This window comes from Nocardiopsis sp. NPDC058631, from assembly GCF_042716955.1.
Classification (GTDB): Bacteria; Actinomycetota; Actinomycetes; order Streptosporangiales; family Streptosporangiaceae; genus Nocardiopsis.
The window spans coordinates 148,239-164,553 of the sequence record NZ_JBHXQY010000001.1 but is presented as its reverse complement, the minus strand read 5'-3'; the positions used below and the strand labels follow the sequence as shown (position 1 = coordinate 164,553).

The 16,315-nt window shown below is 71.4% G+C and carries 11 protein-coding genes; 7 read left to right on the top strand and 4 right to left on the bottom strand.

Annotated features, from left to right (window positions below; all coding sequences use genetic code 11):
- Nucleotides 1-175: 175 nt before the first annotated feature.
- From ACFWTE_RS00715 to ACFWTE_RS00705, 3 genes are all read left to right on the top strand, one after another.
- Entirely contained in the window at nt 176-2,665 is a 2,490-nt protein-coding gene (locus ACFWTE_RS00715) for an AAA family ATPase (protein ID WP_378776505.1), read from the top strand.
- Nucleotides 2,666-2,955: 290 nt separating this feature from the next.
- Nucleotides 2,956-3,687 (top strand): NDP-sugar synthase, encoded by a 732-nt coding sequence (locus ACFWTE_RS00710; protein ID WP_378776503.1) that lies wholly within the window; start codon nt 2,956-2,958, stop codon nt 3,685-3,687.
- Between the two features lie 47 nt (nt 3,688-3,734).
- Nucleotides 3,735-4,532: a tyrosine-protein phosphatase gene (locus tag ACFWTE_RS00705; protein ID WP_378776501.1), complete on the top strand. Its 798-nt coding sequence runs from the start codon at nt 3,735-3,737 to the stop codon at nt 4,530-4,532.
- A gap of 57 nt (nt 4,533-4,589) precedes the next feature.
- On the opposite strand, the gene ACFWTE_RS00700 is transcribed toward ACFWTE_RS00705, so the two are convergent.
- A complete protein-coding gene (locus ACFWTE_RS00700; protein WP_378776683.1) occupies nt 4,590-6,206 on the bottom strand; it encodes a hypothetical protein in 1,617 nt (538 codons plus the stop codon).
- 195 nt (nt 6,207-6,401) lie between these two features.
- Nucleotides 6,402-6,689, bottom strand: a complete 288-nt coding sequence (locus ACFWTE_RS00695; protein WP_378776499.1) for a three-helix bundle dimerization domain-containing protein — start codon at nt 6,687-6,689, stop codon at nt 6,402-6,404.
- A gap of 570 nt (nt 6,690-7,259) precedes the next feature.
- Between ACFWTE_RS00695 and ACFWTE_RS00690 the strand changes: the two genes are divergently transcribed.
- Nucleotides 7,260-9,311 carry a SpoIIE family protein phosphatase gene (locus tag ACFWTE_RS00690; RefSeq protein WP_378776497.1) on the top strand — a complete coding sequence of 684 codons (2,052 nt, stop codon included), beginning with the start codon at nt 7,260-7,262 and terminating at the stop codon, nt 9,309-9,311.
- A gap of 237 nt (nt 9,312-9,548) precedes the next feature.
- On the top strand, nt 9,549-11,231 hold the full coding sequence (locus ACFWTE_RS00685; RefSeq protein ID WP_378776495.1) for an RNA polymerase sigma factor: 1,683 nt from the start codon (nt 9,549-9,551) through the stop codon (nt 11,229-11,231).
- A gap of 386 nt (nt 11,232-11,617) precedes the next feature.
- On the opposite strand, the gene yaaA is transcribed toward ACFWTE_RS00685, so the two are convergent.
- Nucleotides 11,618-12,415 (bottom strand): peroxide stress protein YaaA, encoded by a 798-nt coding sequence (gene yaaA / locus ACFWTE_RS00680; RefSeq protein WP_378776493.1) that lies wholly within the window; start codon nt 12,413-12,415, stop codon nt 11,618-11,620.
- A 299-nt stretch (nt 12,416-12,714) separates the two neighbouring features.
- On the opposite strand from yaaA, the gene ACFWTE_RS00675 reads away from it, so the two are divergent.
- Nucleotides 12,715-13,404 carry a GNAT family N-acetyltransferase gene (locus tag ACFWTE_RS00675; RefSeq protein WP_378776491.1) on the top strand — a complete coding sequence of 230 codons (690 nt, stop codon included), beginning with the start codon at nt 12,715-12,717 and terminating at the stop codon, nt 13,402-13,404.
- A gap of 86 nt (nt 13,405-13,490) precedes the next feature.
- On the opposite strand, the gene ACFWTE_RS00670 is transcribed toward ACFWTE_RS00675, so the two are convergent.
- On the bottom strand, nt 13,491-13,715 hold the full coding sequence (locus ACFWTE_RS00670) for a hypothetical protein (protein ID WP_330090535.1): 225 nt from the start codon (nt 13,713-13,715) through the stop codon (nt 13,491-13,493).
- A gap of 471 nt (nt 13,716-14,186) precedes the next feature.
- Here ACFWTE_RS00670 and ACFWTE_RS00665 point away from each other — a divergent pair, with 471 nt between their 5' ends.
- On the top strand, nt 14,187-16,292 hold the full coding sequence (locus ACFWTE_RS00665; RefSeq protein ID WP_378776489.1) for a type IIA DNA topoisomerase subunit B: 2,106 nt from the start codon (nt 14,187-14,189) through the stop codon (nt 16,290-16,292).
- Nucleotides 16,293-16,315: the final 23 nt, after the last annotated feature.

Here is a 16,315-nt window from a genome sequence, read left to right as displayed (position 1 = left end):
GCGAGGGCCTGCGGGCCCGGCCCGCCGCACACGACACGCCGCACCGCACTGGACATCCGCTCCACTTGGGGCAAGGCTTTGGCTGTGGACGTCGGCCCTCCGACTCCGACCGGCCCTACCCTCCACCGCCAGGAGAGCCGACCGCCCACGGACCCCCACGCAGGAAGGTGCATGGATGACGCGCGAGATGCGCTCCGCCGCCGCCGCGGAGCCGGGACGCGCCTCGGGACTCGACCGCCTGCGCGCGCTCTACCACGGCATCCCCCCGATCAGGCGGCTCGTGGCCGCGCTGGCCCTGGTCACGGCCGTCGCCGTCACGGCCCTGGTCGCCGGCGCCCCCATCCTGGGAGCGGCCAGCGCGGCCCTCGTCGTGATGATGGCGTTCGCCGCGCTCATGCGCTCCCTCGACGCCTTCCTCACCGTCGTCGTGTGCGTCGTGTGGCTGGCGGTGGCCGTCCCCCTGTTCCAGATCCCCCTCACCGGTGAACCCGTCACCCTGCTGGTCCTTCCGCTGCCACTGCTCGTCGTGCTCGCCGCCGGACGGGCCAGGGAGTTCCCCGCCTGGCACACCGCCGTGCTCTCCCTCACCGCCGGGCTGGTCGCCGGGTTCTCGGTGGCCCTGGCGGGGATGGTCATCGAGCCCTTCTCCGCCTCCTGGGGCATCGTCGCGCTGTACGCCGCCGCCGGCGCGTGCCTGCTGTGGCGCCTCTCCGCGTCCCGCCAGATCACCAGGGAGAGCGAGGCCAACCGGCGTGAGAACGCCTCGTCCGTGCCCGTGTCCCGGTCCGGCCGTACGAACAGGTCCGACCGGGCCTCCGGGGGTGAGGGTGCGGGCCGCAGGGGCCGCCCCCAGCCCCTGCGCGGCCGCTCCGACACCGGCCCCGGCACCGCCCGTCCGAACGGGGGCGAGGCCCCCGACGACGAGCCGGTCCCCGTCGACCAGGCCCTGGCCGAGCTGGAGGACATGATCGGTCTCGACCCGGTCAAACAGCAGGTCCGCGGCATCGCGGCCTCCATCGAGGCCGCCCGGCTGCGTGCCGACGCCGGGTTTCCCGTCGAACGCCCGCTGCGCCACCTGGTCTTCTCCGGGCCGCCCGGCACGGGCAAGACCAGCGTCGCCCGCACCCTGGCCACGATCTTCCACTCCTTCGGACTGCTGCCCACCTCCCGGGTGGTCGAGGCCCAGCGCGCCGACCTGGTGGGGGAGTACCTGGGCGCCACCGCGATCAAGACCAACGAGCTCATCGACCGGGCCCTCGGCGGCGTCCTGTTCATCGACGAGGCCTACTCCCTGGTCAACGAGGGTGACGGCCAGTCCGACCGGTTCGGGAACGAGGCGGTGCAGACCCTGCTCAAGCGCGCGGAGGACGACCGCGACCAGCTCGTCGTCGTCCTCGCCGGCTACGAGAAGGAGATGGATGCCTTCCTGGCCTCCAACCCCGGCCTGGCCTCCCGCTTCGCCACCCGGATCACCTTTCCCAGCTACTCCTCCGACGAGCTCTTCCGCATCGCCGAGTCCCTCGTCCACCAGCGGGGCGACACGCTCGAAGCCGACGCGGCACGCGCTCTGCGGCGCAGATTCGACCAGGTGGTCCAGCGCGAGGTCGTCGACGACCTCGGAAACGGCCGCTTCGCCCGCTCGGTGGTCGAGAAGGCGGCCCAGGCCAGGGACGTACGCGTGGTCACCACCGGGGTGGCCGACGGCACGCCCGCGCCGCGCCCCGAGGCGGAGGACCTCATCACGGTCCGGGCCGTCGACGTCGAGGCCGCCCACGCCGAGCTGACCTCCCGCCTGCCGGGGTTCGGCACGGCGCCGGGCATCGAGGAGGCCCTGGCCGAACTGGACGCCATGATCGGGCTGGAACCGGTCAAGCAGCAGGTCCGCTCCATCGTGGCCCAGCTGCGCGTGGCCAAGCTCCGCGAGGAGCAGGGTCTGCTCAACCAGGCGCCCATGCGGCACTTCGTGTTCTCGGGGCCGCCCGGCACCGGCAAGACCACGGTCGCCCGGGTACTCGGCCGCGTGTTCTCCGCCCTCGGCCTGCTCGGCCGTGCCGACGTGGTCGAGGCCCAGCGCGCCGACCTGGTCGGGGAGCACCTGGGGGCGACGGCCGTCAAGACCAACCGGCTCGTGGACCGGGCCCTGGGCGGAGTGCTGTTCGTGGACGAGGCGTACTCCCTGGTCAATCCCGGCTACAGCGGCGGGGACGCCTTCGGGGCCGAAGCCGTCCAGACCCTGCTCAAGCGCGCCGAGGACGACCGCTCCAGGCTCGTGGTGGTGCTCGCCGGGTATCCGGCCGAGATGGAGCGCTTCCTGGCCTCCAACGCCGGGCTGTCGTCCAGGTTCAACGTACGGGTGCGCTTCCCCTCCTACAGCGCGGACGAGCTCACCGCGATCGCCGAGGCGGTGGCCGCCCGTACCGGGGACACGTTCGACGACACCGCCCGCGAGGACCTGCGGAGCATCTTCGGGCACGTGTGCGTGGCCGGGTGGATCGACGACCTGGGCAACGGGCGCTTCGCGCGCTCCCTGTTCGAGAAGGCGTGCTCCCACCGGGACCTTCGGGTCTCTCAGGAGATGGGGGAGGACGCCACGGCCGCCGAGCTCACCCTCGTCACGAGCGCGGACGTTCGCAAGGCCTACGCCGAGGCCACCCAGCAGTCCTAGGCCGTGTTCCGCGGATCATTGCGGGCTCGCGTCCCCCCAGGCTGCCTCTCGCCGCGCCGACTGCGCTTGGACAGCCGAACCCGGGCTGACCTGCGCTACTCGTCTTGCGAGAGATGGCCTGGCAGCCGCTCGCGTCGATCGGCGCAAGCGCCGAGTCAACCGAAAGCATCCACGGAACACGCCCTGGGCGCACTGACCTGAGAGGTTGGATACGCGGGGGCGGGAGGGGCCTGCGGACCGGCCCGGGACGCCCAGGATCCCCTGACGGGCGTGGTGCTAGTGTCCGACGCATGACCGCTGCACCCTCATCATCCACGTCCCCCGTCACCCAGGCGCTCATCCTCGCCGGTGGGCAGGCCACCCGGTTGCGGCCCTACACCGACACCCGCCCCAAGGCGATGGTGGAGGTGGCCGGACGGCCCATCATCGACTACCAGCTGGAGTGGCTGGCCGGCCACGGGGTCGAGCAGGTCGTGGTGTCCTGCGGCTACAAGGCCGAGGTCCTGCGCGAGCACCTCGCGGCCCGTGAGGGCGGGCCCGAGGTGTCGCTCCTGGTCGAGGACGAGCCGCTGGGGCGCGGCGGTGCCCTGCGCTACGCCGCGACCGGCCTGCGCGACCAGGCCGCCCCCTACTTCGCGCTCAACGGCGACGTCCTCACCTGGTTCCCCCTGGACGAGCTGGCCGCACACCACCGCGCGAAGGACGGCCTGGCCACCCTCGCCCTCGCCCAGTTCCGCACGACCTGGGGCATCGTGGACGTGGACGACCAGGACCGGATCGAGGGGTTCACCCAGAGTCCGCTGCTGCCGGTGTGGATCAACGCCGGGGTGTACCTGTTCGAGCCGGGCATCACCCCCCTGCTGCCCGCCAAGGGGGACCACGAGTCCTCCACCTTCCCCGACCTGGCCGAGAAGGGGCGTCTGACCGCGTACAGGATCGACGGGTTCTGGCGCGGCGTGGACACCGCCAAGGACGTCAAGGAGGCGGGCGAGGAGATCACCGCCATGCGCGGCGGGCACTGACCGCCTTCCCCGAGAGGTCGGACGTGGGCTGACGGGGCACCGGTTGGGTGGGTATCGTCGCGAGCGTGACGAATGACGGTTTCATCCTCTCCAGTGCCCCCAACTTCCGCGATCTGGGCGGGCTCCGCACCGCCACAGGACGCACGGTCCGCCACGGCCTGCTGTACAGGTCCGACGCCCTCCACTCGATCTCCGAGGAGGAGGTGGAGGTCTACAACGGCCTGGGTATCCGGCAGCTGGTGGACCTGCGCACCCTCCACGAGCGGGAGAACCTGCCCGACATCACGCCGGAGGGCGCCGCGTACGCCGCCGTGTCCGTGCAGAACCCGGAGGCGGCGGGCGCCAACTTCTCCGCCGCGCTCGCCGACCCCGAGGTCGCCCGGCGCATGTTCGCCGACGGCGCCGCCGAGCGCTTCATGCACGGTGTCTACCGCGAGCTGGTCACCGACGCCGAGGCGCTCACCGGCTACCGCGACCTGGTCGAGCGGGCCGCCAAGGGCCCGACCGCCCTGGTCTTCCACTGCAGCGCGGGCAAGGACCGCACCGGCTGGGGCGCCGCCCTGCTGCTCGGCCTGCTGGGGGTGGACCGGGAGACCGTGGTGACCGACTACCTGGCCAGCAACGAGCGGCAGGCCAACACCGACAAGTGGATGCGGCTGCTGTCCGAGAACAGCGGCCTCCCCTGGGAGGAGGTCGTGCCGATGACCCGGGTCCGGGCCGAGTACCTGGACACCGCGTTCGGCCACATCGACGAGGTGTACGGCTCCTTCGACAACTACGTCGTCGACGGCCTCGAACTGGCCGGGGGCACGGTGGAGCTGCTCCGGGAGCGCATGCTCCGGTAGCGCGGACCGCCCGGGGCCCGCGACCGGACCCCGGGGGGCACCGGCGGTCCGGCGGTCCTACAAGGAGTCCAGCCGGCGGCGCAGGTCGCTCTCGGAGGACGCCGAGTCCAGGACCTCGCCCAACGCGGCCAGTACGGCGGGGCGGGCCACGCCCCGGTCCAGCATCCGCCGTGCCGCGGCCCACAGATTGGCGGGCCGCCCGTGCCAGAGCCGCCGGGCCAGGCGCTCGTGGCGGTCCAGTTGCAGCTCCCGCTCGGGATCGCCGCCGGTGACCGGCCGGTACCACCGGTCCCGGCCGCTGGAGTGCCGACCGCTGTGCGGGGTGGCCGCCTCGTACTCGCCGTAGTGGTCCAGGCGCAGCAGGGCCCGCCGTCCCTGCGCGGTGTCCGGGTCGAACTCCTCCGGCGCCCACGTCACCATCTCGCTCGCCAACAGGGGGAACGCGAACATCCGCCGCGCCAGCGACGCGAAGTCCCCGTCCGGCAGCAGCCGGCGCACCGCCTCCTGGCGCAGCCCGAGCGGGCGCGCGGGGTCGCGGTAGACCCGGGCGAACTCCGCGGTCGACTCCCACACCGTGTCCAGCGTCGCGCCCACCGCCACGTCCGGCAGCCCGCCCTGGGCACCGGCCCAGCGCACCCACGCGGCCAGTACGTGCGGCATGGCCTCCTGTTCCTCGCGCAGCAGCACCACGCGCCCGGGTAGCCAGTGCAGCAGGAAGGACTCCACCTTGCGCGGGCTGACCCGCATCGGCCGACCGCTGTCCACGTCGCAGCCGTGCGCGATGATGTGGTCGGCGCAGCGGCTCGCCGCGTAGGAGTCGGAGAGTTCCGCGGCCTCGTCCGAGGCCAGGAAGCGGGCGGCCAGCACGGCGCGCCGGTCGCGCCGCCACACCGGCACGGGTGAGGCGTCGACACCGTCGGGCGGACCGGGAAGCGTGCGCACCCGGGCGTTGGCCAGGGCGAAGTGCGCGGCCAAGGAGCCCCCGGTCAGGTCGGAGACGGTCAGGCCGATGGGCTCGACGGTCGGCCCCGCGGCCCTGTCGGACGACGCTCCGGCCACCATCTGCTCGGTCCGGTCCAGCGCCCGGGACAGCAGGGCCCGCGCCGTTGTCAGCTCCACCTGGGAGAACCGGGCGAACTCGTCCGCCTCGGCCCGTTCACGGCAGCGGTCGAGCAGCTGTTCCACCTTGGTCGTGACCCACGCGTCGCGCAGGACCCCGCCGCCGTTGTGGTCCAGGACCAGGATCAGCGCGTGCTCGGGCGGGAGCGTCCCGGTCCCGTCGGCGGGGACCCCGTCGCGGCTGAACACGCACACCACGTCGTCGGTGTCGCCGAACTGGTCGCTGTTGACATAGGCGGCCACGGGGCTGACCGCGCCCAGCTGGGAGGCCCAGCGGGGCACCTGGAGGCCGCGCTCCTGGAGGGCGATCACCCCCTGTTCGGCCAGACTCCGCTGGTCGGCCGACGTGCCCAGGGCGGTGATCGCCGCCAGCACGCCCAGCCCCGCGGGCTTGCCCGAGGCGGTGGCGTGCGCGATCAGGCCCTCGCCGAGAAGCCGCTCGACGTCCACGCCAGGCACCCGCTCGCCCCACCAGCTGCCGAGCAGTTCACTGAACGCCAGTTCGGCGTCGAGAGGATGGCGCATGGCGAGCATCGCCCGGGAGGCGCGCAGCATCTCGTCGAAGACGGCGCCGGGCACCGGTTCCGGACCTGTGGGCGTGGGAGGTGTAGGGGAGGGCACGGTCCGAGCGTATGACAGCCCCGGGCATGGGGCTCCCGTCGGCGCGATCCGGGCCCGCCCGCTCCCGGACACGGGTGGGGCGCCGCTGCCCTCGGGGCGCGGCGCACGGACCGTGGCCCGGGGAGGGGCTCAGCGCGGCCGGGGGACGGCGCGGTGGCCGGTGAAGAACGGTGCGCCCGGCCTGCGGGGCGTGGTCCGGATGGCCTGGGAGGGAGGCACCGAGTTCACCATCGCCTCCAGGTGCTCGCGGGCGACCCGCTCGACCAGGTGGGGTGTGACCGTGATGCCCAGGTGTTCGACGCACTGCCAGGTGTCACTGACGCAGCGTTCGACGGCGCGGCGGGACAAGCCGCTGAACTCGTCATGGAGCCGTGCCGAGATCTGTCTGAGATCCTGGACAGGGAAGGTCTGGAGCATTCTCGCTCACACCCCTAACTGGAGATGGCCTGGACGGTGACCTCCACCCATTCCACTTGTTCCTGACGGGCTGTCAACCCCTCTCACGGCACGCGGCTGATAAAACCTCGGAGAGGCACCTTTTACCTGAGTCGCACAGTTACCGCAGGTCGAAGCATCGAAAGGTGCGAATCGGACATAGAACATTCGCGTTTCGGGTCGGTGCAGCCAAACCCGCCACCATCGCCCATCACCGGTAATTGTGGGAAAACACGCCGGGAAAACCGCTGGTCCGCCCTGTCGGGACCCCGCGGTGGCCTACCATTTACCTTCCGACCCCACAGGCGGTCCCCCGGTGCGACGGCCGTTGCGCGCGGACGGGTGTGTCTTATGCTTGAGCCGTGACAGCGGCCGAGAGGAGTCATGGAGCGTGACTCCCGGGAGTCGCGGAGCCACCGTTCGTCCTCGGCGCCGCACCCTCCGGTTTCACCCCGCGGGCGGCCCGCCCGGTTGACGGGGGCCACGCGGTCAAGGCAGAAGCCCCAGCGGAAAACGAGTGGGGAATCCGACGGTTCCGGAGGTGTCGAGCAGTTGAGCGCCGAGACGTCCATTCCCCCACCCCGACTCAGCAGGGCACAACTCCCGGACGCGGTGATATCCCTTCTCACCGACTCCCCGATCGGATTCGCCCTCCTCGGCCCCGACGACGTCTTCGGAACGATCAACCAGCGGTTGGCCGTCCTCCTCGGGCGCACCCCGGCCGAATGCCTCGGCCGGACACCCGACGACCTCCTGGAGGAGAGCGGCGACCAGGTCGCCGCCGCCAGCCACCGCGCCTCTCTGGCCGCTGTGCGCGAGAACGGGCTCGCGATCCGCGACCGCCATCGCACGACCTCCGGCCAGGTCTGGGACCTCACCTGGTTCCCGATCACCGACCCCGGCACCGGGGACGAGCACGTCGCCCTCATCGCCGCGCACGACGGCGGCACCACCCGCCGCGACGAGCAGCGGCTGCGGGCACTGCTCCAGGCGGGCAACCAGATCGTCTGGGCCGCAGGGGCCGGCGGCGACGTCCACGAGGACTGCCCCCAGTGGAGGGCCATCACCGGGCAGGAACTCGACCGCTACCTCGGCCGCGGCTGGCTCGACGCGCTGCACCCCGACGACCGGCCCCGCGTCGAGCGGGCCTGGGACGACGCCGTCCTCGACATCACGCCCTTCGACGCCATGTTCCGGGTGCGCACCCGCTCGGGCGGCTACAGCCACTACCGGGCGCGGGCCAACCCGATCATGGACGGCGCCGAGACGGCCGAGTGGGTCGGCACCCTCGTCGACATCACCACCGAACGCGAGGCGGACGAGCTCCGCCAGCGCCTCAACCAGCAGCTCAGCGAGGCGGCCATGCGGACCGCCCGCCTCCAGAAGGCCACCTCCGACCTCGCCGAGGCGCTCACCGCCGACGAGGTCGTCAACGCCATGTCGGAGATCGGCCGCTCCGGAGTGGGTGCCGACCACACCTGCGTGGTTCTGCTCGACCGCGATCGCCTGCGCCTGCGCACCATAGCCGCCGCGCAGGAACACCCCCTGCCCAGACCCGCGTTCCCCCTGGACCATCCGGACATCGCCGCCAGAGCGGTCGCCGACGGCCAGCCCCGCCTGGCCGCCAACCCGGCCGAGCTCGCCGCGCTGCTCGACGACGCGCCCGTGGCCGCCGAACTCGTCCGGTCCACGCACGAGCGCGCCTGGGTGGCTCTGCCGATGATGGTCGCCGGACGGCCCATCGGTGCGCTGCGCTTCGCCTTCTCCGCGCCCCGCGCGGTGACCGACGAGGAACGCGTGTTCCTGGAGGCCCTGGCGGGGCAGTGCGCGCTCGCCATCGGCCGGGCCACCCTCTACGAGCAGGAGCACAGTACCGCCGAGGAACTCCAGCGCAGCCTGCTGCCGGAGGAGCTCCCCGCGGTCCAGGGGGTGCGACTCGCCGCCTACTACCGCTCCGGCTCCCAGAACGTGCAGGTCGGGGGCGACTGGTACGACGCCTTCCCGCTGCCCGACGGGCGCGTGGCCGGGGTGCTCGGCGACGTCATGGGCAAGGGGATCTCGGCCGCGGCGGGAATGAGTCGCATCCGGAACGCGTTGCGGGCACTGGCGTTCTCCATGCCGGAGCCCGCCGACGTCCTGACCGGGCTGGACCGCATGTTCACCGCGACGGAGGGTATGGACCAGGTCACCACACTGGTCTACTTCGTCCTGGACCCGATCACCGGTCAACTCGACCTCAGCAACGCGGGACACCTCCCGCCGCTGGTCGTGGCAGGCAGCGCCGGCCCGTCACTGCTCGACACCGAACCCGACACACCACTCGGGATCAGCTCGCCACGAGGTCACCACAAATTCTTCGTGCAACCCGGTAACACTGTCGCCCTGTACTCCGATGGACTGGTTGAGAACCGCAAACGGTCCGTCGACTCCGGACTCGACGAGCTCGTCAGCGTGGCGGCGTCGGCTCCTCCGGAGGTGGTGGGCGATCCACAGCAGATGCTGGAGTACCTTGTTGAGAGCATGCTCGATGGGTATGAGCAGGATGATGACGTCACTCTGCTCGCCGTCCAGCTTCCGGTGATCGATTCCGTGTCGGAGCGGTAGACCGTACGAACAAGTCCATTGCCTTGCCTACAGTGAAGAAGCCGTTCCGCCCCGCGACGCGGAGGTGATCCCCACGGGGAGGACCTCCGAGAGCGCATACGCTTGAAAGACAAACGGCTTCCCCGCCCCAGTGGGGACGATCCCAGGCCGCAGGTGGGAGAGGGTGTCGTGCCCGGTCCTGACCGGGCGGACCATTGGGTCCGACAATCTCGCCACACGTCCGTTCGAGAGGTGTTTGTGTCATCTGCCAGTTCGACTCGCTCGAAGCAGTCCGAGTCACTGCAAGAGCCCGTCATTCAGCAGCTGATCGAGCGTGGGCGGTCCCAGGGCTTTCTTGAGCCCGAGGACGTGCGCCGTGCCTTCGAAGAGGCCGAAATTCCGATGTCGCAGGCGCAGTCCGTGCTCCGCAGCCTCGCCAAGGAGGGTGTGACCGTACTCGTTCCCGAGTCGGCCTCCTCCCGGCGCAAGGCTCCGCGGCGCAAGACGGCGACCACGCGGTCCACCTCGACCAAGTCCACCACGACGACCACGACGAGCCGGGCCGCCAAGCCCGTGCGCGCCGCGGCCGCCCACGAGCAGCCCGAGACGGTCACCGCGGTGGTCGACTCCGCGGAGGACACCACCGGTGCCCGCAAGGGCGCGGTGAAGAAGACCGCGACCGCCAAGAAGGCGGCACCCAAGAAGGCCGCGGCGGCCAAGAAGACGACCGCGACCAAGGGCCCGGCCGTCAAGAAGGCCGCGACCGCCAAGAAGGCGGGCAAGAAGGACCTGGAGCTGGCCGCGGAAGGCGAGTTCGAGGAGGACGACGAGGCCTTGGACGACCTGGAGCACACCGGCGCCGAGCTGGAGTTGGTCGAGGACACCCCGGACCCGTCCGACAAGGACGCCAAGCCGGCCAAGCCCGAGGCCGTGGGCGCGCCGGTCAAGAAGTCCGACAAGGAGGACGAGTCCTTCGTCCTCTACGACGATGACGACGACGCACCCGCTGCCCAGGTGGTCGCGGCCGGAGCCACCGCGGACCCGGTCAAGGACTACCTGAAGCAGATCGGCAAGGTGCCGCTCCTCAACGCCGAGCAGGAGGTCGAGCTCGCCAAGCGGATCGAGGCCGGCCTCTTCGCCGAGGAGAAGCTCTCGGACGAGGCCGACATCCTCACCTTCGAGCTGCGCGACGAGCTGGAGTGGATCGCCGAGGACGGCGGCCGCGCCAAGAAGCACCTGCTGGAGGCCAACCTCCGGCTGGTCGTGTCGCTCGCCAAGCGCTACACGGGCCGCGGCATGCTGTTCCTGGACCTGATCCAGGAGGGCAACCTCGGTCTGATCCGCGCCGTGGAGAAGTTCGACTACACCAAGGGCTTCAAGTTCTCGACCTACGCCACGTGGTGGATCCGCCAGGCGATCACCCGCGCGATGGCCGACCAGGCCCGCACCATCCGCATCCCGGTGCACATGGTCGAGGTCATCAACAAGCTGGCCCGTGTCCAGCGCCAGATGCTCCAGGACCTGGGCCGCGAGCCCACCCCGGAGGAGCTGGCCAAGGAACTCGACATGACCCCGGAAAAGGTCGTCGAGGTGCAGAAGTACGGTCGCGAGCCGATCTCCCTGCACACCCCGCTGGGCGAGGACGGCGACAGCGAGTTCGGTGACCTCATCGAGGACTCCGAGGCGATCCAGCCGGGCGAGGCGGTCAGCTTCACCCTGCTCCAGGAGCAGCTGCACTCGGTGCTGGACACCCTGTCCGAGCGCGAGGCCGGGGTCGTCTCCATGCGGTTCGGGCTCACCGACGGCCAGCCGAAGACTTTAGACGAGATCGGCAAGGTCTACGGGGTCACCCGTGAGCGCATCCGGCAGATCGAGAGCAAGACGATGTCGAAGCTCCGTCACCCGTCGCGTTCGCAGGTGCTCCGCGACTACCTGGACTAGGAAGTCTTCCGTGGATGCTTTCGGTTGGCTCGGCGCTTGCGCCGATCGACTGTGAGCCCGCAATGATCCGCGGAACACGGCCTGGGTTCCCCGGGTAGTTCCGACCGAAGCAGGCCGTGTCCGTTGTGCCGTCCCGCCCGCGTGCGGGGCGGCACAACGGTTTCCGGTGCCGTGTCGGCCCACGGGCGTGGCGACCCCCGCGTGTCCTCCAGCGTCCGGCTGGAACGCCCCTCCCCGCGCGCGGGGAGGTGTCCCAGGGTGTGTTCGTCGTCCATCCGACGCCGCCCATGGTGTCGCACATGCTGTAGGTGCGGCATAAAGTTGCGATGCCGAGTCGTTATGCGACGGGGGGTGACCGTGTGTCACCCCCCGTCTCACGTGCGCCCTCAGTCGCGGACGACCACGTCCATGACGCGAGAGGCCCTGGCCCGCGCCGCGGGCTGCAGCTCCGCGGTGTGCCCCAGGTCCCGCAGGGCCGGCACCAGCTCCTCCGGGGTGTCGGCGTCCACCCCCTCCACGAGCAGGGCGCGGGCGATCTCGCCCCGGGTCGCCTTGGCCATGTGGCTGACCACCGAGCGCTCGACGGACCCGTCCACCTCGCGCTCGCGCAGCACGCGCACCGCCACGGTGCGTTCGGCCGCTGCGCCGGCCGGCCGGAACGCCGCGGCGTAGGAGGCCGAGCGGCAGTCCACCAGTAGCCGCCCCTCGGCGAGCCCGCCCAGGGGTTCGGCCAGGGCGCGGCGCCAGTGGGCTCCCAACCCGCCGAGCGGAGGGAGCCGCACCCCCATGGACAGCCGGTACGGGGGCAGCCGGTCGGCGGGACCGACGACGCCCCACAGGCCGGAGAAGACCAGGACCCGTTCGCGGACGCGGTCGGCGGCCGGGGATCCGAGAAGGTCGGGCAGCCCCAGCCGGTCGTAGAGGACCCCCGTGTACAGCTCGGCGGCGCGCAGCGTCGGCGCGGTGGCCACGTCCAGGTTGCGCTTGAGCGCGTCGGCCTGGTTGGCGGTCAGGCCCAGGACGTCCATGGCGACGTCCTCGGGTCCCGCGCACAGCTCCGTCAGCGCCTCCAGCACCTGTGCACGGGCCGGTGCCAGCTCCGGCAGGGTGAGCGCGTCCGCGTCCAGGCGCGGTCCCCCTCCGGAGGTGGCCTTGCCCTCGGACGGCGGCAGCAGGACGAGCATGGTGCGGACTCCCTGGTGGGCGGGGGTGGTGGGTGCCCGCCCATGGTAGGGCGTGTTCGGCGGCCGGGGGCGGACCCGGACGGTCCGGACCGCGAGGGTGACGAAGGCGACGCACGCCCGAGAGCAGGGCGGGTCGGGGCGGGGAAGCCGGGGGCCGGGTCCCGTCGGAGGGGCGCCCGCCCACGACGGCTGCCCCGGGACCGCGCCGCGGACCTCCAGGAGTGCCCGCGTCACCGTGGCCGCGCGCCCGCACGGGTAGCATCGGCCGCTTCTGCCGGCGAGGACCTTGGGGAGCGGACATGCACGAGTGGGCGGCACGGGTGGCGCGGGACTGGCCCGCGTTCGGTGTGGAGACCCGCGGGGGCTGGCGCCTCGGCTTCGCCGACGGTGTCACCAAGAGGGCGAACTCCGCGCTGGTCCTGGACCCCGGGGCGGACGTCGCCGAGGTCACCGCCTTCTACACCGGGCGCGGGGTGCGGCCGTGCGCGCAGGTGTGGCCGGGGGAGGAGGACGTGGACGCCAGGCTGGCGGAGCACGGCTACTCGGTGGTGGAACCCACCCTGGTCCTCGCCCGCGGGCTGGACGAGCGGCCGGAGGCCGACGGCACCTCCCTGATCACCACCCGGCCCACCCCCGGGTGGTCAGCCCTGTTCGGGCGCACCGGGGTGGACGGGCGCACGGCGGACACCGTCACGCGCATCCTCGGGCAGGTCCGGACCGCCTACGGGGTCTCCGCCACGGGGGAGGGACGCGGCTGCGCCGTCCTGGACGGGGGGTCGGTCGGGATCTGCGCCATGGTCACCTCACCCGAGGCCCGCGGCAGGGGTGTGGCCGCCGCACTCCTCGCCGACCTGCTGCGCTGGGCGTACGACAGGGAGGCGCGGAGCGCCTACCTGTGCGTCGTGGAGGGGAACGAGCCGGCCCTGCGGCTGTACGGGGGAGCCGGGTTCGTCCAGGTCTCCCGCTACCACAACCGGGTCCTGGGCTGAGGGCACAGGGGCCGCGCACAAGAAGGACGGCGGCCCCGGGTGGGGCCGCCGTCGGTGTCAGGCCGTGTTCTCTTGTGTTCGTGTGGCTAACGCTCGTCCGTGGAGTTCTTGCTCTCGGTGAGCTTGTCGGTCTCGTCTTGGATGTCCGAAGCGATCTTTCGGAGAGAGTCGTCGTGCTTGCGCATGTGGTGCGCGCAGAACAGGAGTTCGCCGCCGGAGTTCAGCAGCACCCGGACGTAGGCCTGTGCACCACAACGGTCGCAGCGGTCAGCAGCCGTCAGCGGCTGAGTGGGGGCAAGGGTTCCAGTCACTTCGCCATCCTCAATACTCGGCGTTAGTCACCTCTGACAACATCTAACCCGACCCAGACGTTCCCAACCAGCTGCCGTGTACGCCGACAGCGGAATCTGCCTGGTTGATGCCTGGAAGGAACGCTTTGGGACCTTTCTTGCCGGCCATCGGTTCTTCCTCTCGTTGTACCCCCGCGCGGGGCCTGCATCCCCGGAAAAGGGGAGTATCCAGGTCGCATCCACCAGAGGTGGTAGTCTCGCGCGGGGCAGGATCCGTGCTCCCTCCACCCTGTTTCAGCGGAGCCCGCTCCGTGCGCTCCCGGTGACGACGCCGGTCGGCGCCCCCGCGGTGCATGCCCGCCCATCCCGCCGTGCGCGAGGGAAAGCGACCGGCGCGCCGTGGCCAGCCCCCCCTTTCGTCGGTGCGGCGCGGTACAAAGAGCACGCACCGCAGCAGACCCCGATGACCCTCGAAACGCAGGAGATGTCCGAGTGACCGCCTTGACCGCAGCCGTCCACGACCCGGGGGACTACTCAGCCCGGCACCTGTCGGTCCTCGAAGGTCTTGAGGCGGTGCGCAAACGCCCGGGCATGTACATCGGGTCCACCGACAGTCGCGGCCTCACCCACTGCATGTGGGAGATCATCGACAACTCCGTGGACGAGGCCCTGGGTGACTTCTGCGGCCGGATCGACGTCACCCTGCACGCCGACGGCTCCGTGGCGGTCAGTGACGACGGGCGCGGTATCCCGGTCGACCTGGAGCCCAAGTCCGGGCTGTCCGGTGTGGAGCTGGTCATGACCAAGCTCCACGCGGGCGGCAAGTTCGGCTCGGGCTCCTACACCGCCTCCGGCGGCCTGCACGGCGTCGGCCTCTCTGTCGTGAACGCCCTGTCCGCGCGGGTCGACGCCGAGGTGGACCGCCAGGGCCGGACCCACGCGATGAGCTTCCGCCGGGGCATGCCCGGCCGTTTCGCGGGTCCCGGCCCCGACGCCGAGTTCACCCCCTCGTCCGGTCTGGACCAGATCCGCAAGGTCGCCCAGAGGACCACCGGCACCCGCATCCGCTTCTGGCCGGACATGCAGATCTTCCTCAAGGACGCGGAGATCACCCGCGAGCATTTGCTCGACCGGGCCCGCCAGACCGCGTTCCTCGTCCCCGGACTGACCATCGCCGTGCGCGACGAGCGCGCCGAGGGGGAGCCCGCCCACGAGGAGGAGTTCCGCTTCGACGGCGGCATCAGCGAGTTCTGTACCTTCCTGGCCCCGGACGACCCGGTCAGCGACGTCCTGCGCATCCAGGGCAGCGGCAGCTTCACCGAGACCGTCCCGGTCCTGGACGACGCGGGGCACCTGGTGCCCGCCGACGTCGAGCGCCGCCTGGACGTCGACGTCGCCCTGCGCTGGGGCACCGGCTACGACACCACGGTGCGCTCCTTCGTCAACGTGATCGCCACCCCCAAGGGCGGCACGCACATCAACGGCTTCGAGCGCGCCCTGGTACGGGTCGTCAACGACCAGCTGCGCGCCACCAAGCTGCTCAAGAACAGCGACGACCCCGTCACCAAGGACGACACGCAGGAGGGGCTCACGGCGGTCGTCACCGTCCGACTGCCCGAACCCCAGTTCGAGGGCCAGACCAAGGAGATCCTCGGCACCTCCGCCGCGACACGCATCGTCTCCCAGGTGGTCGGCAAGGAGCTGCGCGAGTTCCTCACCTCCACCAAGAAGCTGGAGAAGGCCAGGGCCCGCACGGTCCTGGAGAAGGTCGTGGGCGCCGCCAAGGCGCGGCTGGCCGCCCGCCAGCAGCGGGAGACCCAGCGGCGCAAGAACGCCCTGGAGAACTCGGCGCTGCCCGCCAAACTGGTCGACTGCCGCAGCGAGGGGCTGGAGCACAGCGAGCTCTTCATCGTCGAGGGCGACTCCGCGCTGGGCACCGCCAAGCTGGCGCGCGACTCCGAGTTCCAGGCGCTGCTGCCGATCCGCGGCAAGATCCTCAACGTGCAGAAGTCGTCGGTCACCGACATGCTCAAGAACGCCGAGTGCGCCGCGATCCTCCAGGTGATCGGAGCCGGGTCGGGCCGGACCTTCGACATCGACGCCGCGCGCTACGGCCGGATGATCCTCATGGCCGACGCGGACGTGGACGGCGCGCACATCCGCTGCCTGCTGCTCACGCTCATCTACCGCTACATGCGGCCGATGCTGGAGGCGGGGCGGGTGTTCGCCGCGGTGCCGCCGCTGCACCGCATCGAGCTGACCAACATCCGGCGCAAGCGGGGCGCCAAGCCCGAGGACCGCTACATCTACACCTACTCCGACGCCGAGCTCCAGCGCACCGTACTGGACCTGGAGAAGCGCAAGATCAGCTGGAAGGAGCCGGTGCAGCGGTACAAGGGCCTGGGTGAGATGGACGCCGACCAGTTGGCGGAGACCACCATGGACCCCCGCCACCGGACCCTGCGCCGGATCCGGGTCGAGCAGGCCGAGGAGGCCGCCGCCGTGTTCAACCTGCTGATGGGCAACGAGGTGGCGCCGCGGCGCAGGTTCATCCAGCAGGGTGCACAGGAGCTGGACATCGCGCGCGTCGACATCTGACCCGGTCGGGGCCCGTCACCGGC